26 protein-coding genes are annotated in these 25,628 nt (G+C 63.7%); 12 read left to right on the top strand and 14 right to left on the bottom strand.

Features of this window, described 5'->3' with window-relative positions:
• The first annotated feature begins 27 nt into the window (after positions 1-27).
• The 5 genes from ACOIX3_RS03670 to ACOIX3_RS03650 all read left to right on the top strand — a co-directional run bounded on the left by ACOIX3_RS03670 (position 28) and on the right by ACOIX3_RS03650 (position 5,559).
• Positions 28-1,107 (top strand): ligase-associated DNA damage response exonuclease, encoded by a 1,080-nt coding sequence (locus tag ACOIX3_RS03670; RefSeq protein ID WP_420968439.1) that lies wholly within the window; start codon positions 28-30, stop codon positions 1,105-1,107.
• Positions 1,104-2,957: a cisplatin damage response ATP-dependent DNA ligase gene (locus tag ACOIX3_RS03665; protein WP_420968438.1), complete on the top strand. Its 1,854-nt coding sequence runs from the start codon at positions 1,104-1,106 to the stop codon at positions 2,955-2,957. The genes ACOIX3_RS03670 and ACOIX3_RS03665 overlap by 4 nt, the downstream gene beginning before the upstream one ends.
• A gap of 97 nt (positions 2,958-3,054) precedes the next feature.
• A complete protein-coding gene (locus ACOIX3_RS03660; protein ID WP_024581783.1) occupies positions 3,055-3,363 on the top strand; it encodes a DUF6460 domain-containing protein in 309 nt (102 codons plus the stop codon).
• 22 nt (positions 3,364-3,385) lie between these two features.
• Positions 3,386-4,120 carry an MBL fold metallo-hydrolase gene (locus ACOIX3_RS03655; protein WP_420968437.1) on the top strand — a complete coding sequence of 245 codons (735 nt, stop codon included), beginning with the start codon at positions 3,386-3,388 and terminating at the stop codon, positions 4,118-4,120.
• A 119-nt stretch (positions 4,121-4,239) separates the two neighbouring features.
• Positions 4,240-5,559 (top strand): MATE family efflux transporter, encoded by a 1,320-nt coding sequence (locus ACOIX3_RS03650; protein WP_420968436.1) that lies wholly within the window; start codon positions 4,240-4,242, stop codon positions 5,557-5,559.
• Positions 5,560-5,709: 150 nt separating this feature from the next.
• Here ACOIX3_RS03650 and ACOIX3_RS03645 read toward each other — a convergent pair whose 3' ends face one another.
• On the bottom strand, positions 5,710-6,807 hold the full coding sequence (locus ACOIX3_RS03645; protein ID WP_420968435.1) for a quinone-dependent dihydroorotate dehydrogenase: 1,098 nt from the start codon (positions 6,805-6,807) through the stop codon (positions 5,710-5,712).
• Positions 6,804-7,142: a DUF952 domain-containing protein gene (locus ACOIX3_RS03640; protein WP_420968434.1), complete on the bottom strand. Its 339-nt coding sequence runs from the start codon at positions 7,140-7,142 to the stop codon at positions 6,804-6,806. The genes ACOIX3_RS03645 and ACOIX3_RS03640 overlap by 4 nt, the downstream gene beginning before the upstream one ends.
• Before the next feature lie 206 nt (positions 7,143-7,348).
• Here ACOIX3_RS03640 and ACOIX3_RS03635 point away from each other — a divergent pair, with 206 nt between their 5' ends.
• A complete protein-coding gene (locus tag ACOIX3_RS03635) occupies positions 7,349-8,002 on the top strand; it encodes a S24 family peptidase (protein ID WP_420968433.1) in 654 nt (217 codons plus the stop codon).
• Positions 8,003-8,187: 185 nt separating this feature from the next.
• On the opposite strand, the gene ACOIX3_RS03630 is transcribed toward ACOIX3_RS03635, so the two are convergent.
• From ACOIX3_RS03630 to ACOIX3_RS03605, 6 genes are all read right to left on the bottom strand, one after another.
• Positions 8,188-8,973 carry a class II aldolase/adducin family protein gene (locus tag ACOIX3_RS03630; RefSeq protein WP_420968432.1) on the bottom strand — a complete coding sequence of 262 codons (786 nt, stop codon included), beginning with the start codon at positions 8,971-8,973 and terminating at the stop codon, positions 8,188-8,190.
• A gap of 290 nt (positions 8,974-9,263) precedes the next feature.
• On the bottom strand, positions 9,264-10,904 hold the full coding sequence (locus ACOIX3_RS03625; protein WP_420968431.1) for a lysine--tRNA ligase: 1,641 nt from the start codon (positions 10,902-10,904) through the stop codon (positions 9,264-9,266).
• Between the two features lie 120 nt (positions 10,905-11,024).
• Positions 11,025-11,969, bottom strand: a complete 945-nt coding sequence (locus ACOIX3_RS03620; protein WP_420971964.1) for a transporter substrate-binding domain-containing protein — start codon at positions 11,967-11,969, stop codon at positions 11,025-11,027.
• A 171-nt stretch (positions 11,970-12,140) separates the two neighbouring features.
• Entirely contained in the window at positions 12,141-12,731 is a 591-nt protein-coding gene (locus tag ACOIX3_RS03615) for an SCO family protein (protein ID WP_212319832.1), read from the bottom strand.
• Positions 12,732-12,749: 18 nt separating this feature from the next.
• Positions 12,750-12,986, bottom strand: coding sequence for a hypothetical protein (locus ACOIX3_RS03610; protein WP_420968430.1), 237 nt, complete (start codon positions 12,984-12,986; stop codon positions 12,750-12,752).
• Between the two features lie 99 nt (positions 12,987-13,085).
• The gene (locus ACOIX3_RS03605) at positions 13,086-13,562 is read right to left on the bottom strand and encodes a hypothetical protein (RefSeq protein WP_420968429.1); all 477 of its coding nucleotides are present in this window, start codon (positions 13,560-13,562) and stop codon (positions 13,086-13,088) included.
• Between the two features lie 276 nt (positions 13,563-13,838).
• Here ACOIX3_RS03605 and ACOIX3_RS03600 point away from each other — a divergent pair, with 276 nt between their 5' ends.
• Positions 13,839-15,497: an FAD-binding dehydrogenase gene (locus ACOIX3_RS03600; protein ID WP_420968428.1), complete on the top strand. Its 1,659-nt coding sequence runs from the start codon at positions 13,839-13,841 to the stop codon at positions 15,495-15,497.
• A gap of 89 nt (positions 15,498-15,586) precedes the next feature.
• Here ACOIX3_RS03600 and ACOIX3_RS03595 read toward each other — a convergent pair whose 3' ends face one another.
• Together ACOIX3_RS03595 and ACOIX3_RS03590 are read right to left on the bottom strand one after the other, a co-directional pair.
• Positions 15,587-15,946 (bottom strand): hypothetical protein, encoded by a 360-nt coding sequence (locus tag ACOIX3_RS03595; protein ID WP_420968427.1) that lies wholly within the window; start codon positions 15,944-15,946, stop codon positions 15,587-15,589.
• A gap of 295 nt (positions 15,947-16,241) precedes the next feature.
• Complete coding sequence (locus tag ACOIX3_RS03590) at positions 16,242-16,697, bottom strand: lipocalin-like domain-containing protein (RefSeq protein ID WP_420968426.1); 456 nt, start codon at positions 16,695-16,697, stop codon at positions 16,242-16,244.
• Positions 16,698-17,000: 303 nt separating this feature from the next.
• Here ACOIX3_RS03590 and ACOIX3_RS03585 point away from each other — a divergent pair, with 303 nt between their 5' ends.
• Entirely contained in the window at positions 17,001-17,483 is a 483-nt protein-coding gene (locus tag ACOIX3_RS03585; protein ID WP_420968425.1) for a lipocalin-like domain-containing protein, read from the top strand.
• A 131-nt stretch (positions 17,484-17,614) separates the two neighbouring features.
• On the opposite strand, the gene ACOIX3_RS03580 is transcribed toward ACOIX3_RS03585, so the two are convergent.
• Both ACOIX3_RS03580 and ACOIX3_RS03575 read right to left on the bottom strand, forming a co-directional pair.
• Positions 17,615-18,046, bottom strand: a complete 432-nt coding sequence (locus ACOIX3_RS03580) for a lipocalin-like domain-containing protein (RefSeq protein ID WP_420968424.1) — start codon at positions 18,044-18,046, stop codon at positions 17,615-17,617.
• A 239-nt stretch (positions 18,047-18,285) separates the two neighbouring features.
• Complete coding sequence (locus ACOIX3_RS03575; protein WP_420968423.1) at positions 18,286-19,188, bottom strand: hypothetical protein; 903 nt, start codon at positions 19,186-19,188, stop codon at positions 18,286-18,288.
• Positions 19,189-19,462: 274 nt separating this feature from the next.
• Between ACOIX3_RS03575 and ACOIX3_RS03570 the strand changes: the two genes are divergently transcribed.
• Positions 19,463-20,761 carry a TAXI family TRAP transporter solute-binding subunit gene (locus tag ACOIX3_RS03570; protein WP_420968422.1) on the top strand — a complete coding sequence of 433 codons (1,299 nt, stop codon included), beginning with the start codon at positions 19,463-19,465 and terminating at the stop codon, positions 20,759-20,761.
• Positions 20,762-20,927: 166 nt separating this feature from the next.
• On the opposite strand, the gene ACOIX3_RS03565 is transcribed toward ACOIX3_RS03570, so the two are convergent.
• Entirely contained in the window at positions 20,928-21,275 is a 348-nt protein-coding gene (locus ACOIX3_RS03565) for a winged helix-turn-helix transcriptional regulator (RefSeq protein ID WP_342724912.1), read from the bottom strand.
• Between the two features lie 104 nt (positions 21,276-21,379).
• Here ACOIX3_RS03565 and ACOIX3_RS03560 point away from each other — a divergent pair, with 104 nt between their 5' ends.
• The 3 genes from ACOIX3_RS03560 (at position 21,380) to ACOIX3_RS03550 (ending at position 24,370) form a co-directional block, all read left to right on the top strand.
• Positions 21,380-22,831 (top strand): CDGSH iron-sulfur domain-containing protein, encoded by a 1,452-nt coding sequence (locus ACOIX3_RS03560; protein WP_420968421.1) that lies wholly within the window; start codon positions 21,380-21,382, stop codon positions 22,829-22,831.
• Positions 22,832-22,915: 84 nt separating this feature from the next.
• Entirely contained in the window at positions 22,916-23,839 is a 924-nt protein-coding gene (locus ACOIX3_RS03555; protein WP_420968420.1) for an alpha/beta hydrolase family esterase, read from the top strand.
• Between the two features lie 180 nt (positions 23,840-24,019).
• On the top strand, positions 24,020-24,370 hold the full coding sequence (locus ACOIX3_RS03550) for a RidA family protein (RefSeq protein ID WP_420968419.1): 351 nt from the start codon (positions 24,020-24,022) through the stop codon (positions 24,368-24,370).
• A gap of 77 nt (positions 24,371-24,447) precedes the next feature.
• On the opposite strand, the gene ACOIX3_RS03545 is transcribed toward ACOIX3_RS03550, so the two are convergent.
• Positions 24,448-25,443 (bottom strand): alpha/beta fold hydrolase, encoded by a 996-nt coding sequence (locus ACOIX3_RS03545; protein ID WP_420971963.1) that lies wholly within the window; start codon positions 25,441-25,443, stop codon positions 24,448-24,450.
• Between the last annotated feature and the right edge of the window lie 185 nt (positions 25,444-25,628).

The raw sequence follows: 25,628 nt of genomic DNA, 5'->3' as shown, positions 1-25,628 counted from the left end.
CGCCGATGGAGCACCTATATTGCGGCAATGCGCCCGCAAGACATCCTGATGCCCGTCCCGGCCGGGCTTTGCTGCAAGCCCGGCGGCTTCCACATCGATCCTGTCAGGCCGGTCGAACGGGCGCTGATCACGCATGGCCATTCCGACCATGCGCGGGCGGGTCATGGCGCGGTTCTCGCGACGCAAGAAACGCTCGACATGATGCGGCTGCGCTATGGCGAGAATTTCGCCGGCACGACGCAGGCGGTCGCTTACGGCGAGGAGATCAGGCTCGGCGACGTCACGGTGACATTTCATCCCGCCGGGCATGTGTTGGGCTCCGCCCAGATATCGGTCACCTGCCAGGACACCCGCATCGTCGCCTCCGGCGACTACAAGGACGCGCGCGACCCGACCTGCTCGCCGTTCGAGCTGGTGCCCTGCGACGTTTTCATCACGGAGGCGACCTTCGGTCTGCCCGTGTTTCGCCATGGCGATGCCGCCGACGAGGTGAAGAAGCTGCTGGCCTCCGTCAAACTGTTTCCGGAGCGCGCGCATCTGGTCGGCGCCTATTCGCTCGGCAAGGCGCAGCGCGTCATCGCGCTGCTGCGCGAGGCCGGCTACGACGCGCCGATCTATCTGCACGGCGCAATGGAGAAGATCACCTATTACTATCAGGAACGCGGCATTCCGCTCGGCGAACTCCGGTCGGTGCGCGGCATGAAGAAGGCCGAGCTTGCCGGCACCATCACACTGGCGCCGCCGAGCGCGACCTCCGACGTCTGGACGCGGCGCTTCCCCGATCCGGTCACGGCCTTCGCCTCGGGCTGGATGCGCGTGCGCGCCCGGGCCCGGCAGGGCGGCATCGAGCTGCCGCTGGTGATCTCCGATCACGCCGACTGGGAGGGGCTGACGGCGACGATTGCCGCGACCGGTGCAGGCGAGATCTGGGTCACCCACGGCCAGGAAGACGCGCTGGTGCATTGGTGCAAGAGCAAGGGTCTTGCCGCGCGGCCGCTCGATCTGGTCGGCTATGGCGATGAGGACGAGGGCGAGACGGCCGCGGTCACCGGCGAGGCGGAGCCCACCGGCGAAGGCCAGCCCGTCGGCGAGACCAAGAAGCCATGAACCGCTTTGCCGAGCTGCTCGACCGCCTTGCCTATGAGCCGGGCCGCAACAACAAGATCAAGCTGCTGGTTGCCTATTTCCGCGAGACCGAGGATCCCGACCGCGGCTACGCGCTGGCGGCGCTCACCGGCGCGCTGTCGTTCAAGCACGCCAAGCCGGGCTTGATCCGCGACCTGATCACCGAACGCGCCGACCCGGTGCTGTTTGGCTATTCCTATGACTACGTCGGCGATCTCTCCGAAACCGTCGCGCTGATGTGGCCGAAGGCGACTGATGCATCTCACAGCGAATCTTTCCGGGGCCACCCCTCTCCCCAACCCTCCCCCACAAGGGGGGAGGGAGCCCAACCGTCGTGCTCACCTCACGGCGATATAATTGACGCAGGTGAGGGACGCACCGGAGGAAGGGTTCCCTCCCCCCTTGCGGGGGAGGGTCAGGGAGAGGGGTACCGCAGGCGAGATAGCAATGAGACTCCGCGAACTCACAACAACCCGCCGCCTCCCACGCTCACCGACGTCGTCACCACGCTGCGCACGCTCGGCAAGGCCGAGTTGCCGGCGCAGCTGGCGCGCTGGCTGGACGAGCTCGACGAGACCGGGCGCTGGGCGCTGCTGAAGCTCGTCACCGGTGCGATGCGGATCGGGATCTCGGCGCGGCTGGCGAAGACGGCGGCGGCGGCGCTCGGGACTAAGGACCCGCACGAGATCGAGCTGATGTGGCCGGGCCTGTCGCCGCCCTATCTCGACCTGTTCGCCTGGCTCGAAGGCCGCGGCGACAAGCCGGTCAACCTGGACCCTGTGCCGTTCCGCCCGGTGATGCTGGCGCATGCGATCGAGGACAGCGATTTCGCCAATCTCGACGCCGCCGATTTCAGCGCGGAATGGAAGTGGGACGGCATCCGCGTGCAGGCTGTCGCCGGCCGCGACGCGCGCGGCCACATCCAGGCACGGCTCTATTCACGCACCGGCGAGGACATCACCGGCAGCTTCCCCGACCTCGTGCCGTCGCTGCATCTGCCCGGCGCGATCGACGGCGAATTGCTGGTGCTCCGCGACGGCCGCGTGCAGACCTTCAACGTGTTGCAGCAGCGGCTGAACCGCAAGGTTGTCTCGCCGAAACTGATCAAGGAGTTTCCGATCCACTTACGCGCCTACGACCTGCTCGGCGACGGCGAAAACGATTTGCGCGAGCTACCCTTCACCGAACGCCGCGCGCATCTCGAAGCCTTCGTCGCCAAGCTGGATGATCCGCGCATCGATCTGTCGCCGACGGTCCCGTTCGCGAGCTGGGAAGAACTGGCCGCGGCGCGCGCCGATCCGAAGAGTGCGGGCGCCGGCGACGATGCCGACGCGGTCGAAGGCGTGATGCTGAAGCGGCGCGACGCGCCCTATCTGCCCGGGCGACCGAAGGGCCCGTGGTGGAAATGGAAGCGCGATCCGCACATCATCGATGCGGTGCTGATGTATGCCCAGCGCGGTCACGGCAAGCGCTCGTCCTATTATTCCGACTACACGTTCGGGGTCTGGACAAGTGGCGAGGCCGGCGACGAGCTGGTGCCGGTCGGCAAAGCCTATTTCGGCTTCACCGACGAGGAACTCTTGCAGATCGATCGCTTCGTCCGCCGCAACACCACCGAGAAGTTCGGTCCGGTGCGGCATGTCGTGCACGAGCCGGATCAGGGGCTGGTGCTGGAAGTCGCCTTCGAGGGCTTGCAACGCTCGCCGCGTCACAAATCCGGCGTCGCGATGCGCTTTCCCCGGATCAGCCGCCTGCGCTGGGACAAGAAGCCTGACGAAGCCGACCGGCTTGAGACACTTGAACGGATGTTAATCTCCATGACAGGAAGTTAAACCCGCAAGCCGCATGGCAGCCATTGATCGCAGCTCGCGGGTTTCCCATGTGCTGCGCCGTGACCTATAATGTGCGCGATTCCGCCAGGAGAGACAGATGCCGAACGACGTCAGGGACTTGCCGGCCGGCGGCCAGAGTGACGGCCTGTACCGCTTTCTCGGCGGATCGCCGCTCTCGGTGGCGTTCCGGCTGATCCTGCTCTCGATCCTGGTCGGCGTCGTGCTTGCCGCGATCGGCCTCGACCCGTGGAATATCCTCAACAGCGTCCGCAGGCTGTTCCAGACCATCTGGGATTTCGGCTTCGATGCGATCAACTGGGCCTGGCGCTACTTCCTGCTCGGCGCCGTGATCGTGATCCCGATCTGGCTGCTGTCGCGGCTGTTCGGCGCGCCGCGCGGCCGCTGATCCAAAGGAGCACCCGCAGCCGATGCAATTGCAATTTGTCGGCTGCGGCGATGCATTCGGCTCCGGAGGCCGCTTCAACACCTGCTTCCATGTCAGCGGCCAGCGCGCCAATTTCCTGATCGATTGCGGCGCGTCCTCGCTGCCGGCGCTGAAGCGGCTCGAGATCGACCGCGACGCGATCGACCTGATCCTGATCACGCATTTCCACGGCGATCATTTTGCCGGCCTGCCGTTCTTCCTGCTCGACGCGCAATTCTCTCGCCGCACCCGGCCGCTGGTGATCGCCGGGCCGCAAGGCATCGAAACGAAATTGCCGGAGGTGATGGAGGTGATGTTCGAGCATTCCTCCAAAACCAAACAGCGCTTCGATCTGTCCGTCGTCACGCTCGCACCGCAGGCGCAGCGCAGCTTCGGCGAGGTGACGGTGACGCCCTATCCTGTCGTGCATGGCGAATCCGGCGGGCCATTTCTCGCCTATCGCATCGAGGCGGAAGGCCGCGTCGTCAGCTACAGCGCCGACACCGAGTGGACCGATGCGCTGATCCCGGCCGCGCAGAACGCCGACCTCTTCATCGCCGAGGCCTATACCTACGACAAGATGGTCAAGAACCATCTCAGCCTGAAAACGCTGGAAGCGCATTTGCCGGCCATCAACGCCAGGCGCGTGGTGCTGACCCATATGAGCGACGACATGCTCAGCCGCGTCGGCAGCCTGCCCTACACGGCGGCGAGCGACGGCATGGTCGTGGTGTTCTGACCATGCAATTGCCTTGCAGGTCACCCGCCCCTCCGCCACCGCATTGCTCTGAGTACAATTCCGGCATGGTCGCGCGAGGGATGTCGCGATAGAAGCGCATATTCCTTGCAACTGTAGCCATGCACGCACCCGCCCACCCAAAGATCACGACGCGCCAGGTATTCGCCATCGCCGGTCCCGCGATGGTCGCCAACCTGACCACGCCGCTGATCGGCATCGTCTCGACGACGGCGATCGGCCGGCTTGACGATGCCGCGCTGCTCGGCGGGGTGGCGATGGCCTCGGTGATCTTCGACTGCCTGTTCTGGCTGTTCGCCTTCCTGCGCATGAGCACGCTGGCCTTCACCGCGCAGGCTCAAGGCGCGGGCGAACCGCAGGAATATGCCGCGATCCTGGTGCGCGGCTTCATCGTCGCCGGCCTGGTCGGCGCTGCGCTGATCGCGCTGCAGGTGCCGCTGGCCGCTGTCACGTTCCAGCTGATGGGCGGCAGCGAAGGCGTCACGCGCGCAGCCAAGAGCTATTTCATGATCCGGATCTGGTCGGCGCCGCTGGCGCTCGCCAATTACGTCATCCTGGGCTGGCTGGTCGGGCAGGCGCGCGCCAATCTGGCGCTTATCCTGCAGATCGTGATCAATTTGATCAACATGGCGGCAACCGTGCTGCTGGTGCAGGTCTACGGCGCGGGGATCGCCGGTGCCGCGATCGCCGCCGTGCTTGCCGAGACGACCGGCTTCGCTGCCGGCATCGTGGTGGCATGGCGGATCTCGCAAGGCGGCTTCGCGGTGCCGGCGGCCACGCTGTTCGACCGCGCCAAGCTGATGCGCATGCTGGCCGTCAACCGCGACATCATGGTCCGCACCGCGGCGTTGATCGTCGTGTTCCTGTTCTTCACCGCCAAGGGCGCGCGCGAAGGCGACGTCACGCTGGCGGCGAATTCAGTACTGAACAATTTCCTGCTGGTGAGCGCCTTCTTCCTCGACGGCCTCGCCAACGCCGCGCAACAGCTCTGCGGCCGCGCCTTCGGCGCGCGCGACGCACGCGGCTTTGCCGATTCGACCCGGCTGGTGCTGCTGTGGGGTATAGGCTTTGCGCTGGTCGTATCAGTGCTGTTCGCGCTGTTCGGACCGGCGCTGATCAATTTGATGACCACAAGCGAGGACGTGCGCAGCTCAGCGCGCGAGTTCCTGGTGTTCGTGATCCTTGCGCCCTTGCCCGGCGTGTTCGCCTTCGGCTTCGACGGCATCTATGTCGGCGCGACCTGGGCGCGCGAGATGCGCAATCTGATGCTGGCCTCGCTCGCGATCTTCCTCGCCGCATGGTGGGTGCTCAGCTCGTTCGGCAACACCGGCCTCTGGATCGCGCTGCTCGGCTTCTACGTCGCGCGCGGCGGCCTGCAGGGCCTGCGCTATCCGACACTGCTCAGGAAGACGTTCAAGTAGCTCGGCCAAGCCTCTCGTGTCCCGGACGCGGTGCGGCACGAAGTGTCGCGCCGCAGAGCCGGGACCTATGTCGACCATGGGCCCCGGACCAGCAGCGCACCACGCCGCAACTGCGGCGCGCTGCACTGCATCCGGGGCACGAGAGCTTCGTTATCTCACCGGCCAATCCTCGGCCGTGATGGTCGCGGCATCGGCGCCGACGATTTCCGACAGCGAGTCGCGCCCCGTGCGCAGCAAGGTCGAGGACAGGTCGCGCTTGATGTCGTCGACGAGGCCGATGCCCTTGTAGACCAGCGAGGAATAGAGCTGGATCAGGCTGGCGCCGGCGCGGATCTTGGTCAGCGCGGCGCCGCCGCTATCGATGCCGCCGACGCCGATCAGCGGAAATGCGCCTTCCACGCGAACATAAGTCTCGGCCACCATTCGCGTCGACAGGCGGAACAGCGGACGGCCCGACAGGCCGCCCTGCTCCCTGGCCCGGTTCTCCTCGCGCAAGGTCGAGGGACGCGCCAGCGTCGTGTTGGCGACGATCATGCCGTCGACGCGCCGCGAGCGGGCGATATGAACGACATCGTCGAGTTCGGTGAGGCTCAGATCCGGCGCGATCTTCAGCAGCACCGGCGAATCGCCGGCGTTCTTGCGCACGCGCTCGCGGGTATCGATCACCCGCGCCAGCAAATCGTCGAGCGCCGCTGATTGCTGCAGATTGCGCAGGCCCGGCGTATTCGGCGACGAGACATTGACGGTGAAATAGCTCGCGACCGGAGCAAACGTCTCGATCAGCTTCACATAGTCGGCGACGCGGTCGGTCGAATCCTTGTTGGCCCCGACGTTGACCCCGATGATGCCGCCGCCGCTGGCGCGCGCGGCGAGCCGGCGCAGCACGGCTTCTTCGCCGTCATTGTTGAAGCCCATGCGGTTGATGACGGCTTCGTCGCGCTCCAGGCGAAACAGCCGCGGCCGCGGGTTGCCGGCTTGCGGCTTCGGCGTCACCGATCCGATCTCGACAAAGCCGAAACCAAGCCGCAGCAGGGCGTCGGGCACCTCGGCGCTCTTGTCGAAACCCGCCGCCATGCCGATCGGGTTCGGAAAGTTCAGCCCGAAGGCACGCACCGCGAGCTTGGGATCATCCGGCCGCTGCCGGATCGGCGGCAGCAGCTTCAAGCCCTGGATCGCCATGCGATGGGCATCCTCGGGATCGAACCAACGCAGCAGCGGCAGCGAGAAGGCGTCGAAGGCGCGGATCACGACTTGAGCTCCGGAACGTCGTGGCCGCCATCGGAGCGCGCGCGCAGGCTGAGGATTTCGGTGACCGCGCCGAGGTCGAGCTCGCCATAGAGATGCGGGAACAATTCGTCATTGCGCGAGCGTTCCCAGCGCAAGGCGTCGCCGAGCGCATCGGCATCGACCGCGACCAGGAACAGGCCGGTTTGCCCGTGATAGTGCTTGCGCGCGGTCTCGGCCACCTGGGAGGCGGTGGAAAAATGGATGAAGCCGTCGCGATGGTCGTCCGCACTGCCCCGGTAGACGCCCTGCCGCTCGGCCTCGCGCCAGGCCGAAGCGGGGGTGATTTTGTAGATCATGGGCACGGCCCGGCCTTCCCTTTTGTCCTTGAGTCTCTTGGGGTTTTATCCGGATTTGAGGGGAAATGCCCCAGACGCCATATGGCGAGCGAGGGACCGTATCGGCGGCGGCGTCGCAACTCAAGCGGTGCCAGGACACATCCGACGGCAGATTTGCGGAAACGCCCAGTTTCAGGTAATAATTCCTACCATCCGGGGTGCCCTCGATGGCCAAACAGTCCAAAGCCGCCCGACCGCTGACCCACGCGCAGGTCTGGGCCGCGCTCGACCGGCTCGCCGAACGCGCCGGCCTGTCGCCATCAGGCCTTGCCAAGCAGTCCGGCCTCGACCCCACCACCTTCAACAAGTCCAAGCGCGTGACCGGCGACGGGCGCGAGCGCTGGCCGTCGACCGAATCGCTCTCCAAGGCGCTGGCCGCTAGCAATGCCAACATGGAGACTTTCGTGCAGTTGCTCGGCGATGGTCCGCGCGGCGGCCAGTCGGTGCCGTTGCTCGGCTTCGCGCAGGCCGGTGCCGGCGGCTATTTCGACGACAGCGGCTTTCCCGCCGGCAAGGGCTGGGATGAAGTGGCGCTGCCGGCGACATCAGACGAGCACGCCTATGCACTGGAGATCGAGGGCGACTCGATGAAGCCGGCCTATCGCGAAGGTGACATCATCGTGGTGTCACCCGCGACCGCGATCCGCCGCGGCGACCGCGTCGTGGTGCGCACGACCGGCGGCGAGGTGATGGTGAAGGAGCTGAAGCGGCGCACTGGCAAGGTGCTGGAACTCGCGTCACTCAATCCGGAGCATCCCGACCGCATGCTCGATGCCGAGGAGGTCACGTGGATCGCGCGCGTCGTGTGGGCGAGCCAGTAGCTGCGGCGATTCCGTCGCCACAAAACCAGTGTCGTCCCGGCGAAGGCCGGGACCCATAACCACCGCAGCTTGAATTGTAGCGAGCTGGGGCCACAGCTCGCTTCGACAACTCGATCCTGTGGTTATGGGTCCCTGCTTTCGCAGGGACGACAGCGGAGATTGCGGTTGCGCCTCGCTACCTGCGGCTACGTCGCGTAGTCCGGCTCCTTGCGGTCCAGCATCCGCTTCAGCGCATCGAAATGCCGTTGCGACGGGCTTGGGCCGTTGTAGAGGTGATCGTCGCGGAAATCGCGCTTGGTCTTCTCGACCACATGCTGCGGCAATTGCTTCAGCGGCTGCTGGGTCCACATCGCATAGATCTGCACCTGCGCGGCGCGCTCGATGTAATAGAGCCGGTCATAGGCATCGGCGACGGTCTCGCCGACGGTCGAGATGCCGTGGTTGGCCATGAACAGGATGGTCTTGTTGCCGATCACCTTGGCGAGCCGCGCGCCTTCCTCGGGATCCAGCGCAGGACCGGTGTAGAGATCGTCATAGGCGATCGCTTCCGACAGCCCGACCTCGGTCTGCCCGATCTCCTTGATGCGCGGATCCTCGAGCCGCGTCAGCGCGCTCGCATACGGCATATGGGTGTGGAACACAGCCTTGGCCTGCGGCAGCGCCTTGTGGATCGGCGCATGGATGCAAAAGCAGGAGCGCTCGACCTCACCCTCGCCGCGCTTCACCTCGGCATCGTCGATGCCGACCTCCATGAAGGACGACGCTGTCACCTCTGACCAGTGCATGCCGAACGGGATCTGGTAGTAGCGATCGGTGCGGCCGGGCACCACGAAGGTGAGATGATTGAAGATGCCTTCCGAAAAGCCGTGGATGTAGGCGAGCCGATGCGCGGCCGCGAGATCGACCCGCGCCTGCCATTCCTCGGCGCTCAAACTGTCCTGCAGCGATGTCGGCGAAACCCTGAACTGCATGCGCATGCTCCCATCTGTGCCGGCCTCTCGACGGAGGCCGTGCTGATTTTATGGGACGGAGTGTAGCGCAAGCCGGCCGCGGCCTCCGCTGACAATGCTGCTGGCCAGCTATCCGCATTTTGCGGGCTTGGCGCCGCAAACACCCCTGTCGTCCCGGCCTTGAGCCGGGACCCATAACCACCAATGCTCGCATGTCACGCCACTGGGGCCGCAGCGCGGTTCGTCGACTCGCAGCGGTGGTTATGGGTCCCTGCTTACGCAGGGACGACGGCATTGAAAGCTGGTCCCCCCTACGACGACCGCGCCAGCGCGCCGTCGATCATGTTGACCGCGTTCTGCACGCCGTAGACCGCGACGAAGGAGCCGAAGCGCGGGCCCTTCTCCTGGCCGAGCAGCACCTGGTAGAGCATGTTGAACCAGTCGAGCGAGACGCCGGGACGGCCGTCCTTGCCCTTCTTGACCGTGTCGAGGAACGGCTCGCGGCGGCCGATCTCGTAGACCACGTTCTGGATGTCTTCCGCGGTCGCGTCGGCCTGCATGTTGGCGAGGGCATCGCGCAGGTCTTGCAGCGCAGCGCGCTCAGCCTCAGTGGGCTCGCGGAACTGCTTGGTCGGCGCCACGAAGTCGCGATAATAGTTGATGGCATAGCCGACCATCGCATCGAGCTTCGGATGGGTCTGCGGCGTCACGCCCGGACGATAGCGGCCGATGAAACCCCACAGCGTCTCGGCATTCTCCGCGTTCGACGACGACACCAGCGTCAGCAAGAGCTGGAAGGTGACGGGCATGTCGGCCTGCGGCGGCTTGCCGGAATGGACGTGCCAGACCGGATTTTGCAGCTGCTGCCGCGGCTCCTGCCGCGTGAAGCCATCGAGGAACTGCTGATAGTCGTCGACATTGCGCGGGATGACGTCGAAATAGAGCCGCTTCGCCGCCTTGGGCTCGCGATACATGAACAGCGACAGCGATTCCGGCGAGGCGTAGCGCAGCCATTCGTCGATGGTGAGCCCGTTGCCCTTCGACTTCGATATCTTCTGGCCCTTCTCGTCGAGGAACAGCTCGTAGTTGAAGCCCTCCGGCGGCGTGCCGCCGAGCGCCGCGCAGATCTTGGCGGACAGCTTCACCGAATCGATCAGGTCCTTGCCGGCCATTTCATAGTCGACGCCGAGCGCGTACCAGCGCATCGCCCAATCCGGCTTCCATTGCAGCTTGCAGCGGCCTCCGGTGACGGGAACGGTGACGCTCTCCTTGGTCTCGGGATCCTCATAGGAGATCGTGCCGGCTTTGGCGTCGTGCGCTGTCACCGGCACGTAGAGCACGAGGCCGGTGCGCGGACAGATCGGCAGGAACGGCGAGTAGCTCGCCGCCCGCTCCTCGCGCAGCGACGGCAGCATGATCGCCATCACCTTCTCGATCCGCTCCAGCATGCGCAGCAGCGCGGCATCGAACCGGCCGGAAGTGTAATACTCGGTCGAGCTCGCGAACTCGTAGTCGAAGCCGAACTGATCGAGGAAGGCGCGCAGCCGCGCATTGTTGTGCTGGCCGAAGCTCGGATGGGTGCCGAACGGATCGGGCACCTTGGTCAGCGGCTTGCCGAGATGCTGCGCCAGCATCTCCTTGTTCGGCACGTTGTCCGGCACCTTGCGCAGGCCGTCCATGTCATCGGAGAAGGCGAGCAGGCGCGTCTTGATCTTGTCCTCGGTGAGCACGCGGAAGGCGTGGCGCACCATGGTGGTGCGCGCCACTTCGCCGAAGGTGCCGATATGCGGCAGGCCCGAGGGGCCGTAGCCGGTCTCGAACAGCACCTCGTCCTTCGGATTTTTCTTCAGCCGCGCCACAATCGCTTTCGCCTGCTCGAACGGCCAGGCGTTGGATTGTTCGGCGAGCGCCCGCAGGTCGCTCGGGCTGGCAGCAAGATCAATCACGGACATTTCTTCAGGCTTTCTCCAAAAAGGCCGCGAAAACTAACGCTTTCGCGGAAAAATGCAAAACGACGGGAAGTTTGTCGTCATTCCGGGGCGATGCGCAGCATCGAACCCGGAATGACGAGTTCAGAACGGGCTGATCGAGAAATAGCGCAGCCACAGATCGGTGTAGCGGCCTTTTTCCCAGATCCGGAACAGCGCCCAGTTCAGCGATTGCCTAAGCAGATCGTTGCCCTTGCGCACGGCGATGCCGACACCCTCGCCGAAATAGCGGCTCTCGACAAAGGGGCCGCCCGAAAACGCGCAGCATTCGGCGGAATCGGTGCCGTTGATCCAGAACGCGAGCGAGATCGCATCGCCAAAGATGAAGTCGACCTCGCCGCGGCGCAGCGCAGCGCGCAGCGCGTCGTTGTCCGGATAGGAATGGATCTCGGCGTCGGTGAACATCGCCTTGAGATAGGCCTCGTGCGAGGTGCCGGCGATGACGCCGACCTTCTTGCCCTCGAGATACTCGGGGCGGATTTCCGGCATCACATTGTCGCGGCGCGACGCGAAGCGCGCCGGCGCGCGATAATAGGGATCGGTGAAATCGACCTTGGCGCGCAGCTGCGGCGTCACCGCCATCGACGCGATGATGGCATCGCCCCGGTTGGTCGCCAGCGCATCGATCAGGGTCTCGAAGCGACGCATCTGGATGGTGCAGGTGACCTTGATCTCGTCGCAGAGCGCGCGCGCCAGGTCGACATTGAAGCCGGCGGGATTGCCGTCCGGACCGGTGAAGTTGAACGGCGGATAATCGGTCTCGGTCAGGAAGCGGATCACGGTGAGGCGCGACAGGTCGGGCCGATCCGGCCGCCGCCGCGGGTCCCAGAAGCCCGGCACCGCCTGCGGCGCAGCCTCGGCGGCCTTGGGCGGCTGGTTCGGGGCCGACGGGACGGCAGCAGCCGGGGGCGTCACGGGCACAGCTTGTGCCGGGGCAGGCCTGGCGGGTTGAGCCGGTGCAGGGGCCGCCTTGGGCGCCGGCGCCTGTGCCGGAGGCGTCTGCGCGACCGCGGGCCCCGCCATGGCCAGAAGGACGGCCGCCATCATTCCCGCGGCCAGGCGAAGCTGGCGCGAGCGAATGACAAAGGGCTGGGCTGACAACTTCGGCATAACCGGCAATTTTAGGGAATTGAACGGCTTATAGACCATCCGGCGCGTGATGCGAGCGCCGAATGGGTTAATTCTGAGCCGGAAAAGGGGTCAGAGATACCGTTTGAGATCGGTCGCCGCCTCTTCCGGCGTGCGTTTCAGATTGAACGGCGCGACGAAATGGCCGTCGCGGTCCATCAAATAGATCAGCGCGGTGTGATCCATCGTGTAGTCGCCATCCTTCAGCGGCACCTTCTTGGCGTAGACCCGGTAGCTCGACAGCACCTTGGCGATCGCGGCGGGATCGCCGGTCAGACCCTTGAGGTGCGGATCGAAGCTCGAAAGGTAATCCTTCATCGCCGTGGCGGTGTCGCGTTCCGGGTCGACCGAGACGAAATAGGCATTCACGCGGTCGGCGTCCTTGCCCATCGCCTTCAGGACCTCCGAGATCTCGAACAGCGAGGTCGGGCAGATATCCGGGCAATGGGTGAAGCCGAAGAAGATCAGCGTCGGCTTGCCCTGGAGGTTCTTGTCGGTGACGGCTTGCCCGGACTGGTCGGTAAGCTGGAACGGCCCGCCGATCGCGGCCGGCGCGGCGACGGTGCGCAGGCCGCCGACCGCCCACAGCATGAGGAACAGGCCGACCGCCAGACTGCCCGCGAAGGCAGCGAAGATCACCAATGGGCGCGTGGTCCGGGGCATGATGCGAGAGCGTCCTTGTCAGAAGCAGGCGGCGATGCCGGCCGTGATCATTTCGAAAAACACCGCGGTCCCGTAATGGAACCAGAGCGCGGCAGCGGCGAGCAAGGCCAATCCGCCGATCCCGGCAGCGCCCCACAGGATCGCAGATGCCACCCGGTCCTGCGGAGCCGTCACGAGCTCGGATCGGGTGGAGATCGGCTGAACCATGCGGTTGAGATAAGCCGGGTTCCGGCAGGCAGCAAGCGCAATGGCCATCGCGGGCCGTCAAATGATAGCGAGGCGCTGCCCGGCGCTAACCTCGTCATGCCCGGTCTGCCGGCTATGACGAGACAGGACGCTCGCCGAGATTCGGGCTCAGCGCGCGGGCTCGGCGGGTTTGGGCGCCGAGGCCTGGGCGTTGAGGTAACACGGCTTGTACAGCGCCTGCAGTTGCTTGCCGCGCAGGAAGATCATGTGCCGGGTCAGCCCACCGCGGTCGTTAATCCATCTGCGCACCGCCGGTGGATACATCAGGTACAGCATATGGGTAGCTTCGGGATTGGGGACCGGGCGACCGTTGTCGCCGTAATCCCAGGCGGCATGGAAGCCGAGACTGGCGTGTGAGGTCACACAGATCCGGTCATGCGGGACCTTGCCGAGCACGATGGTGCAGGCCGAGGCGCACAGCCCGTCGATGATCACGGTTTCGCCCGATGTGCGCAGGTCCTGGTACTTGTCGACATAGATGCCGATCTTGCCGCCGCGATCGTCGGCGATCCTGACCACTGCCTGAGACGCCCCCATTCCCGCCAGCAGGAGAACCGCAGCGAGCAACCCCGTCATCAACTTCATTTGGCCAGCCCCAGTCGAAACCGAATCTGTTGGTCTGTGATGCAAGACAATCGTGAGCGTGTTGCGGCCGCGGATTTTTGTCCAGACGAGCGAAGCCGGTCAAAACAAATTCAAATTGGGTGTTGCGCGGGCGCTGCAGTGGCGTGTGGAAAAGGTCCCAAACTGGAACAACTTGCCGCAACTGTTTGATGCCTCACCGCCACAGGCAAGGGCCATTTGACGTTGACCGCGCACAACGACGCGGTCTTGAATCCCGGCGGGACGGGGGAAACCAAAATGGCTGACGATGCAGATGTGATCGTGATCGGCGCCGGACTTGCCGGTCTGGTGGCCGCAACCGAGATCGCCGACGCCGGCAAGCGCGTCATCGTGCTCGACCAGGAAGGGGAACAGAGCATCGGCGGCCAGGCCTTCTGGTCGTTCGGCGGATTGTTCCTGGTCGATTCGCCGGAACAGCGCCGTCTCGGCATCAAGGACTCCGCCGACCTCGCGCTGCAGGACTGGATGGGTACTGCCGGTTTCGATCGCGAGGAGGATCATTGGCCGCGCCAATGGGCCGAAGCCTATGTCGCGTTCGCGGCGGGCGAGAAGCGCGACTGGCTGCGCGCGATGGGCCACCGCATTTTCCCGGTGGTCGGCTGGGCCGAACGCGGTGGTTACGATGCGATGGGCCACGGCAATTCGGTGCCGCGCTTCCACGTCACCTGGGGCACCGGCCCCGGCATCGTCGAGCCGTTCGAGCGCCGCGCGCGCGAGGCGGCGAAGAACGGACAACTGGTGTTCAAGTTCCGCCATCGTGTCGATGCACTCAGCATCACCAACGGCACGGTCGATGGCGTGAGCGGCGCGATCCTGGAACCGTCTGATGTCGAGCGCGGCAAGAGCTCCTCGCGCAACGTCGTCGGTGATTTTTCGCTGCGCGCACAGGCGGTGATCATCGCCTCCGGCGGCATCGGCGGCAATCATGATCTGGTGCGGCAGAACTGGCCGAAGCGGCTCGGCGAGCCGCCAAAGTTCATGATCTCCGGCGTGCCCGAACATGTCGACGGCCGCATGATCGGCATCACCGAGCAAGCAGGCGGCCGGCTGATCAACCGCGACCGGATGTGGCACTACGTCGAAGGCATCCAGAACTGGAACCCGATTTGGCCACGTCATGGCATCCGGATTCTGCCGGGACCGTCATCACTCTGGTTCGACGCGTCAGGCAAACGGCTGCCGGCGCCGCTGTTCCCGGGCTCCGACACGCTCGGGCAGCTGCATTACATCATGAGCACCGGCTACGATTATTCGTGGTTCATCCTGACCCAGAGCATCATCAAGAAGGAGTTCGCGCTGTCGGGCTCCGAGCAGAACCCCGACCTCACCGGCAAGAGCTGGCGCATGACGATCAAGCGCGCCACCAACAAGGGCGCGCCGGCGCCGGTGGAAGCCTTCAAACAGCACGGCGCCGACTTCATCGTGCGCGACAATCTCGCCGACCTCGTCGCCGCCATGAACAAGCTCGCCGGCAATGACCTCTTGCAGCTCGACGCGATCAAGACGCAGATCGAGGCGCGCGACCGCGAAATCACCAATCCCTATGTCAAGGATGCGCAGGTGATGAACCTGCACAATGCGCGGCGCTATATCGGCGACAGGCTGATCCGCACCGCGAAGCCGCACCGCATCCTCGATCCCGAACACGGCCCGCTGATCGCAGTGAAGCTCAACATCCTCACCCGCAAGACGCTCGGCGGCTTCGAGACCGATCTCGATTCGCGCGTGTTCGGCAACGACCGCCAGATCATCCGCGGGCTTTATGCGGCCGGCGAAGCCGCCGGCTTCGGCGGCGGCGGCGTGCACGGCTATCGCTCGCTGGAGGGCACGTTCCTCGGCGGCTGCTTGTTCTCGGGGCGGAATGCCGGACGCGCGGCGGCGAAGGCGGTGAACTAAGTCCGCTTCTTCGAGATGCAGGAGGCCCGCCGGCTGGAACCGGCGGGCCTTTCTTATTCAGTCCGGATGTCTTCAGGCTGCGAACTTCGTCAGGCCGTCCTGGTGAACAGCGTCAGGATGCCGTTGCTGAGATTGACGGCGACAACCTGCGCCGAGCTCAGTCCCTTCGCCTTCAGCGCGGAAACCGCTTCCTTGGACGCGTCGACGGAACCCCGCAGGTTCTTCAGGTCGTCTTCGCTTGCCTTCGCGACGACAGCCTCGACCCGCGACCGGACCTCGGGCTTGAGTTCCTTGATGTCAACCACCTGTATGGTCCGGATGACGGTGGATTCCTCAGATTGAGCCTGCGGCGGCGCCTCCGGTTGCGTTCCCTGCGTTTGCGCCCAAACAGGTGTTCCGAGCGAAAGTGCAGCAGCAATGATGGATGCCGTCGAGATACGGATGCGCATGAGCATTCCTTGTGTTGATTGCCCCCAACATCCCGCGACAACGACCTTTGCTTGCGTAAGGTTCCGGCCGGAAATCCGTTCGTCGCAAGGGGCGCAGCCAAAATATCGAAAACAACCCCATGCACAGTAGCCGGTGGTGGCCGGCGTTCGACCAGGGAACTTGACACGTCGGGCAACTCAGGGATATTCTTCTAATATTCCGAAATTGCGCAAATGTCCCGCCACAGCTTGACGACCAGGTTCGTGCCACAGCGCAACAGGTCACGATAGGCCAACGGCAGACGTGATAGCCGGATCAGTTCGCTCGTTTCCAAATCACGTCGACTATATCTCCCGCCGGGGGACGAACGGTCAGCGTCAGTTGGTCTGCCGCAATCGCGACAAAGCGCTTCTGTTCGGTGCCATTCCAGTTTGGAAAGGAACTGCCTTCGACGTGGATTGCGATGCTGCTATCTGCCTCGTTCGCAGAATACGTTCCGAAGTAGGTTATCGTGCCGTCGGCGGTTTCCTTGTTTTCCTCGGGCGTGCCCTGCCACAGGGTATTGCTCGCGTATTTGGCCCGATCCGGGCGCATCACCGTGATGATGTATCGCCCACCCGCATCAAAGAACGCGATGCCTTGCGGAGCGGCCCCATAACGCTCGATCCTGGTGCCGTCGCCTTTCTTTTGCTCCCACGAGAGCAGCGTCCACGTACCAACCAGTTGATCTTTTAGCGATTGCTTCTGACCAAGCGCGTCGATTGTCATCATGAACGATCCAAAAGCCGCAACAGCGCACGCGGCGAAAATTGCTCGCAGAGTCATCATTGGTCTATTCCAAAGGGAGGATTGATAGCATCAGTCGAGCACCCGGACGTTACCATGCACGGGCGAGAGGGGTAAGATAAGGGCCGCCAAGTCCGCACCGGGCCAATACCGGACCTGTTGCCACTCCGCTGCCCGAAGAACTTGGCGTGGCGGGCCAGGAGGCAGTCGTCGCAGGGCTCGCAGATTCATTCCCCCTGGTTAGTATGGCCATTCTCGAAGTCTGTTCCTTTCATAGGAGGACGGCATATGCGCTTCTTCGCCCTCGCTATTGTCGTGTATTGCTATTTTACGCCTGGATTGGCTTTCGCGCAGGACACAGCGAGACAGCTGGCCGGCAGTTGGAAGCTGACTTCGTGGACCATTCAGATCATCGGTGGAGAGGTCACCGAACCGTTTGGTCGCAATCCGAAAGGCAGGGCGCTCATCACGCCGGACGGGTACGCGGCCTTCGTCATCGCGGCGGCAAATCGCAAACCGGCGGCAAACGATGCAGAGTCGGCAGCTCTCCTCAAGACGCTGATGGTTTACACCGGCCCATTCACAATCGAGGACGACAAGTTCACGACCAAGGTCGATATATCCTGGAATGAGCTTCTGACCGGGCAGGACCAGGTGAGATTTTTCAAGTTGCAGGGCGACAGGCTGACCATTCGAACGGCTGAACAAGCCAGCGCCGTTTATCCCGGCAAGAAAGTGGTCGGAACTCTCACCTGGGAGCGCGAACGCTAAGACCGGCCGGGCTGGTGATCGACGTTCTTGCACGCCGAAGCGCTGTGACGTCCGCGTGCCCCCCCGACTCCGGACTTTCGATAGCAAGCGCGGCATTTCCGAAAAGGGCCAACAGCAGACACTGCCGCTCGTTATGTCGCTCGCTTGAAAACGGCTTCAAGGGTTACTCCGCGCACAAACGATCTGGTAAACTTTAGCTCGCTGTCAGTTAGCAACGTGATCGTTCGCTTCTCTTCAGGATTGCCGGTGAAGTTTGCGAGAGTGCTGGCATGAATGTCCAGACTGAGGATGTCGGTTGCTTCATCAAGAGAGTAAGTCCCAAAATACGCGATTGATCCGGTGATCACGGCCTTCGCTTCAACGGCAGTTGCTTTTGAAGGTAACCCCGATTGTAATTTCGGGAGGTCGACGCGGGCTTGCATCAGAGAAAAGTAGCCGTCGCTCGTGTAAATGACGATGCCCTTTGGATTTTCCCCATAAAGAGGACGCCGTGTGCCGTCGGCGGCCACCGTATCAATCGAAACCTGAAGCCATGTTCCGACAAGTCTTTCGAGACTGCTCATTTTGCCTCGTTCCTCTCGATCGAAATTGATAGCGCAGATTGCGTGATGAATTGGTCATGGTCCAGATATCGACTGCTTCGTTTCGAGCCCCCCGCACGTCCGCCTTGGGTCAAACTGAGAAGAACTCAGCATGAGCACATGCCATCCGGGATACCCCTAAATGCGGACATCGCTCGGTGCAGTTGGCATGTCTCGGACGGGCCAAAAGCGAGCTTGACCCGGGTCTTCGTCGTGTCCGGCTATTTCGAGACGACGTTCACACCTTTGAGGCCCTTCGCGTCGATTGCTTTCTGCACCACGCCGGTCTGTCTTGCTTCTTCGACAAGTGTCGCGAGCAGAGCCTGCGCCGCGGGAGAACGGCCTTTCGGCAATGCGGCCGCCACGAGAACCGTCCCAAAGGCGCCCGGCACGATCTTGGCGCCGGTCAGGGCCTCGGCGGCAGGATACGCGACGCCGGAGTCTGCGCCAAAGACGTCCGCTTTGCCGGAGCGCAGCAAGTCGGCTGCGTCAGCCGCGATGGTCGGGCTCAGAGGGATACGGACGATCTCAGCGGCCTTGAGTTCCCGCGTCAGCACGCGGTCGGAGGGAGCGCCACGGATGGTGCCGATCCTTACACCTGCCTTGTCCACGGAGGCGATATCGGGAAATTCTGTTCCCGGCGCGGCGACGTAGACGAGACTTACGGCCCAAAGGTTCGCCGTTGAATCCGCCTTGTCGGTCGGGGCAAGGACGCGTGGCCCTATGGCGATGTCCCATTCAGCCGTGCCGAAGCTTTGCAGATAGGCTTCCGGGTTCGGGTACATCACCGGTTCAACGGCAGCACCCAACTTCTGTCCGACGAAATCCGCGACGGGTTCGGCCACGCCTCCGAGTACGGTAATGGCAATCATGCCAACCCGCAGCTTTCCACCGGGCGCGATCTCCGAGACAAGGGATGTCTGCCCGAATACCGCACCGGACACCCCCAGCATTGCAGCAATCGATAGGAGAAGCCGTCTCATGTGCATCCCTTCCAAAAGGAACACGCAGCGCAATTCTACCAACCGATGGTGAGGATTGCATAGGTCCGGATGTCCGAGTCGGATCACGACGGTTTCGGCAGAGATTGTCGGCTGGTTGATGTCCGCTTCGTAAGCGTCCAACTGGGGACCGCCGTTATCCGGCTATGGCGGGCCCCGCGTTATTAGCCCGCGCCCTAGGGCGCGTACTCATAGACTCGAAATGTCCGCTTTCGATGGCAAAGCGAGCACGCGACCCCGCCCCCAGGAATGTCGCCTTGTGACCCGAACCGGACTTCGCATGGTCCAGAAATATCAGTTCGGTAGATCGCCTTAGCTCCTTACGCAGCGTACCCCCGATCGGTAATATCCCACGTTCAGCGCGTTGGGGCTGGCATGAATATCGGGGAACGGTTTCATGGCTGCCAAGGAATTTCTGCGAAACAATTGGCCTGCGATCACGATCGGTGTGACCGCCGCCGCGATCGCGTTGGCGGCTATTGTGATGCTGATCAATATGCCCCCACGTACGGTCGTCATGGCGACCGGTCCCGAGGGAGGCGCCTACCAAGAGCTTGGTAAGCGCTATCGCGCGGAACTCGCGAAGGAAGGCGTAGAGGTGCGACTGATGCCGACTGCAGGTTCGCCCGAAAACCGGGCGCTGCTGCTCGACCAGCATTCGGGAGTAAGCGTCGCGCTCATCCAGGGTGGCACTATGAGCCAGGAAGATGGTTCAAAGCTTGCCTCACTCGGAACGCTCTACTACGAGCCCTTGTGGTGGTTCCGCAGGCGCGAGATCCAAGTTGATGGAGCCGCTCATCTCGTGGGCAAGAGACTGTCGATTGGGCCCGAGGGCAGCGGGACTCGAGCGTTATCGCTCGAATACTTCAAAATCCTCGGATTTGACCAGCAGGTCGGTGAATGGCTAGCCCTGCCTACGCAAGCTGCTGGAGAAAGTCTCTTGGCCGGTCAGATCGATGCAGTATCGATGGTGGCTGCATGGGACGCACCCGAGGTGCAGCAACTTCTCGGCGACGAGCGCGTCACCCTCACGGGTTATCGGCGCTTGAATGCCCTTATCGCGCGCCTTCCATTTTTGAGCAAGGTGGTGGTGCCGAGGGGAGTCAGGGACCTAGCAAAGGATCTGCCGCCAACGGATGTCACCTTGATCGCAGTGAAGGCCAACTTGATAGTGCGAAACGATCTGCATTCGGCCCTTCAGTACCTGCTGCTCGACGCGGCGGAGCATATCCACTCGTCACCGAGTATTTTTCAACGCGCCAATGAATTTCCCGCTGGCGAAGCCGTCGATGTTCCACTGAGCAACGAGGCGCTGCGATTCTACAAATCGGGGCGGCCTTTCCTGCACGACTATCTTCCGTTCTGGGTCGCGGAGCTGACCGGCAAGCTGTTTATCCTACTCATTCCAATCCTGGGCGTGCTCTACCCAATGACGCAATATCTGCCTCGCCTATATGACTGGGCGATGCGATCGAAGGTATTGCGCATGTACGGAGAACTGCGGTTTCTGGAAGATGAGATCGCGGACGCCCGACGCACCAAGCGTGATACGAGTGAAATGGTCTTGCAGCTCAATGGCCTCGAGGAGCAAGCAAACCAATTGAAGGTTCCGATTGCTTATGCGGATATGCTGTACTCTCTGCGAGCTCATATCGACCTCGCACGCGAAAAAATACGCCGACAATTAGCTGAATAGCCGGTTGCGCGGTTTGAACGACCAAAACCCGGCTGAGTCTGATATTGGCCCGTGCCGGACATTCACTTAGGCGTCGGTGACGTCTGCTGCTAAGGGCAATCCGGACCCCCGCCATTTCCGCATGCGTTCGGGCGACCCGTTGGCTCGCAATGACGAAGTGGTGGAACTAATCCGCCTCCGCACTGAGAAAGCGGACGCCGAACGTGTCGGCGTTGGCCTCGCCCCAGTCGTAGAGCGCCTGCAGCATCGGCTTCAGCATCTCGCCGCGCTTGGTCAGGCAATAGCGCGAGGAGCCGCCGCCGCGCTCCTGCTTGACGAAGCCTGAGTTGCAGAGATCGCGCAGGCGCTCGGTCAACACCTTGTCGCTGAGCTGCGGAATGTCGTGGCGCAATTCGCCATAGCGCATCGGCCGTAGCTTCAGCCGGCTCAGGATCACGGTCTTCCATTTGCCGCTGAGCTGATCGATCGAGAACTCGACCGGGCAACCATATTTGCGCTTGGTCTTGCGGATCATCGCAACCTCCTGCGGCACTTTCCATCTGGTTCGTTGAGAGCCGCCGTCGATCCATCTAAGCACGCTTTGCACGGGTTGGGCGAGTTCAGGGATCATTGCAAGGCATGACAGAGGACAGTTCCGCCCGAGGTCCGAGCGACCAGCAACATCCGCGCAAGCGCATCATCGTCAGGCACAACGGGCCCTACGAACCCGACCCCGGCATCCCGGTCGTCGATCATCTCGGCGTGCCGATCGCAGCCGAAGCCCCGGTGCGGCTCTGCCGCTGCGGACAATCGCAGACCAAGCCGTTCTGCGACGACAGCCACATCGCGCGCGGCTTCACCGACGCCAGGGATCCACGGCGGGTGCCCGACAAGCTCGAAGTCTATCCAGGACAGCAGGCATACGTGTTCGACAATCGCGGAACCTGCGCGCATTCCGGCTTCTGCACCGACCGGCTCAAATCCGTGTTCCATCTCGGCGAAGAGCCGTTCATCGCACCGAGTGGGGCGCGCTTCGACGACATCATCAATGCGGTGCGCAGATGCCCATCGGGCGCGCTCGGCATCGGCATTGGCCCCGTGCGCGATGCCAATCTGTCCGACGTCAATAGGCCGCCGCAGATCGAAGTGTCGAAGGACGGTCCCTATCGCGTCACCGGCGATGTCGAGCTGATTGATGAGGATGGCGCGCCGATCGCAGGGAATGCGGGCGCGTCGCCGGAGCATGTCAGCCTGTGCCGCTGCGGCTCGTCGCTGAACAAGCCGTTCTGCAGCGGCATGCACTGGAATGTCGCATTTCACGATCCGGTGCCGGATCCGCTGCGCGAGCCGACGCTGTTCGAATGGGCCGGCGGCTATCCGGCGCTGCTCGACATGACGCGCATCTTCTACAGCCGCTACGTGCCGGAAGATCCGCTGCTCTCTCCGCTGTTCGCCGAGATGTCGCCGGACCATCCCGAACGGGTGGCGGCGTGGCTCAGCGAGGTGTTCGGCGGCCCGCGCTTCTACACCGAACGCTATGGCGGCTATCGGCGGATGGTGTCGCAGCACATCGGCAAGGAGATCCGGCCGGAGCAGCGCGCGCTGTGGGCCACCTACATGGTGCAGAGCGCCGACGATGCCGGGCTGCCGTCCGATCCGGAATTCCGCGCCGCGTTCGTCGCCTATATCGAATGGGGCTCGCGGATCGCGCTGGAGAATTCCGGCGCCGACGCGAAACCGCCGCCGAACATGCCGGTGCCGCGCTGGTGGTGGGTTTGCAACGCAACGCCCGCTGCGCGGCCATCCGCAACCGCAGGCGAGGCGCAGACCGCGAACGAGGTCAGCGTCGCGCTGCCCGGCCCCGGCGAGGCCGTGCAGTTCGAGCCGCACATCCGGCCGCTGTTCCGGCCGATGGATCGCAACTCGATGCTGTTCGCCTTCGATCTCTGGAAGGAGGCGGACGTCACCAGGCACTGCCGGCAGATCCTGGCCCGGCTCGAGGCCGGCACCATGCCGTGCGACGGCGCCTGGCCGGCGGAACAGATCGCGCTGTTCGCGCGCTGGGCCGATGCGTTGGAAGCGCCAACCTGATCGTGAGGCCACGCTCAGGACAGACTGGTTGAACCCGCCTCGCCGGCGTGCTGCAATCGCCGCGGTAGGGCGGATTTCTTGGCGATGCGACGGTGTCCAATCGGCTTGCTGGTACTGGCCGGCGCACTTGCGTTGAGCGGTGGGCCCGCGGCTGCGGATTCGCTCGTCATCAACGGCACCACGCGAACATTCACACTGCAGGCTCCGCCAGCCAAGCCGGCGCCGCTCGTCATCGTGCTGCACGGCAAGACCCAAAGCGGTGCCGACATGATCACGCGGACGTCGTGGCCGTTGATCGCCAGGCGCGACGGCTTTGCAGCGGTCTATCCCGATGGCTTGAACCGGGCCTGGGCCGACTCCCGGCCGAACCAGCGGCGTGCCGGCAATCCGCCGCCGGAGGGCACCGACGACGTCGCCTTCATCACCCAGTTGATCGAGAAGCTGGTGGGCGACGGCATCGCCGATCCCAGGCGGATCTATGTCACCGGCATCTCCAACGGCGGCGCGATGGCCATGACGCTCGCCTGCGAGCGCGCCGACCTGTTCGCGGCGGCGGCAAGCGTCGTCATGAACCTGACCGATGAATCCGCACGCGCTTGCCGGCCCGCGCGTCCGGTCCCGATGCTCCTGATGAACGGCACCGTCGACCCGCTGATCCCCTATCAGGGCGGCCGCGGCACCAGCTATTTTGCCGTCGACGGATTCTGGTCGACCGAACGCACACTGGAATTCTGGCGGCGCATCGATGGCTGCGAACCCAAGGACGCCGCAACCACCGATCTGCCCGACCGCAATCCGTCCGATCAATCGACCGTCACGCGGATCGACTCGGCCTGCCCGCAGGGACGTGACGTCGTGCTTTACCGCGTCAATGGCGGCGGTCACCGGATGCCCGGCCACTTCCCGGACGCGCATTTTACGAAACTGGCGGCGACGCTGCTCGGGCCCCAGAACGGCGACATCGACGGCGCCGACACGATTTGGGCGTTCTTCGCGCGCTTTCCGTGAGATGCGCGGTTGCAAAATGCGCAGTGGCGGCGAGCCCCGCGGCGGGGTAGAGGGTTGGTTCTGATCAAATCAGAACCAAACCTGTCGATCTCTTGTGTTGACGCGTTTTCTTCACGCGAACCGGTAGCCACTTCGCTTGAAAACGCTATAGACATGCCCGCCATTCAAGTGGAGACCCAAATGAGCATTCAGCGTTTCGAAACCGGCCCGCGCATGAGCCAGGTCGTCGTGCACGGCAACACCGTCTATCTCGCCGGCGTCGTCGCCGGCAAAGCGGCGGGCGGCAGCGTCACCGACCAGACCAAGGACATCCTGTCGATCATCGACGGCCACCTCGCCAAGGCCGGTACCGACAAGTCGAAGCTGCTCAGCGCGACCATCTACATCACCGACATGAAGACGTTCCCCGAGATGAACGCGGCGTGGGACGGCTGGGTCTCGGAGGGTAACACCCCGGCCCGCGCCACCGTCGAGGCCAAGCTCGCGGCGCCGCAGTACAATGTCGAGATCATGGTTGTCGCGGCGAAGTAGACGCGACGCGGATCATCGCAATGGAGTCCGATGCCCCGGATTGCAAAGCTGCAGTTCGGGGCATTTCATTTGGCACCTCAGGCGCTGATCCGCGATCGCTGGCCCGCGGCCTCGCCGAGGTCGGACTGAAGCCAGCAGGCAATCCGACGCCACGAACCGGCCAGAGCCTTGCAGCCGATGAACAGGCCGAGGTGATCACACGGCTCGGTGTCGCATTGCAGCCTCGCGGGCGGCGTGCCCAACAGTCGCAACGTCGCAAATGCCTGGTCGGGCGGAACAACAATGTCGTTCTCGGCTGCGAGCAGAAAAACGGGCAGCTTCACCGCAGCAAGATCGATCTTGCAGCCAAGCGCGACAAAGTCTCCCGTCGCGATCCGGTTCCTGCGAAATATCCAGTCAGTCGCTTCGAGATAGTAGTTGCCCGGTAAATCAAGCGTCTCTCGGTTCCAGCGTGTGAAGCAATCGAGCAGCGCCCGTGCATCCTCCGACTTGTCGTCGAGCCGCCGCTGCAGCGCCGCTTCCACGTCCAGCGTACTGAGCGGGACGCTCCAGACCTGCTGCATCTGCCTGCCACTGACGATTCCATTCCCCTGGCGCACCAGTGCCTCAAAACCTTGCTGCGGAAGCGCGGCGACCATCCTGGAAAGCTCTGACGGCACAGAGACGTCGACCGGGCTGCCCGCTAGCACGAGCCGCCGCACCTTGCCGGGAAAGCGCGCGGCATAGAGCAGCGACAGCCAGCCGCCCTGACAGAGACCTGCAAGGTCGACGGGCGGCCCAATCGTGTCGACGGCCACGTTGAGATCGGACAGATAGGTGTCGATCGAGAAATATCGCATCTCCGGTGCCGCCGAGAGCCAATCCGTGAGATAGAGACGTGCAATACCCGCGCCCTGTAACGCCTCCATCAGGCTGTGGCCGGGTGCAAGATCCGCTATCTTCGCGCGGTGCAGCGCATAAGGTGCGCAGACCAGCAGCGGCTGGCCTTCGCCAGCTCTCGAGAAGTCCCGCAGACGCATCGACGGCAGTTGCAGCGCCACCGAATTGGCCGTCGTCCAGGGCAGCGCCGCCACTTCGTCCGCCGCATCTGTCGGTTCGGGCGCGCGACTTGGGTACCACTGCGCGTAGATATCGAGCGCCAATCGCGTGGCTTCAAACGGCCATAGCCAAGCGTGCTGCACCCAGTCGGCGCTGGCACTTCGTTCCGATGGGTCCGCCTTTTCGTGCAAGCTCATTCACCGATTGATCGCCACCGGAA

This window comes from Bradyrhizobium sp. B120, assembly GCF_049075665.1.
Lineage (GTDB): Bacteria > Pseudomonadota > Alphaproteobacteria > Rhizobiales > Xanthobacteraceae > Bradyrhizobium.
This window is presented reverse-complemented; position numbering and strand designations above follow the sequence as displayed.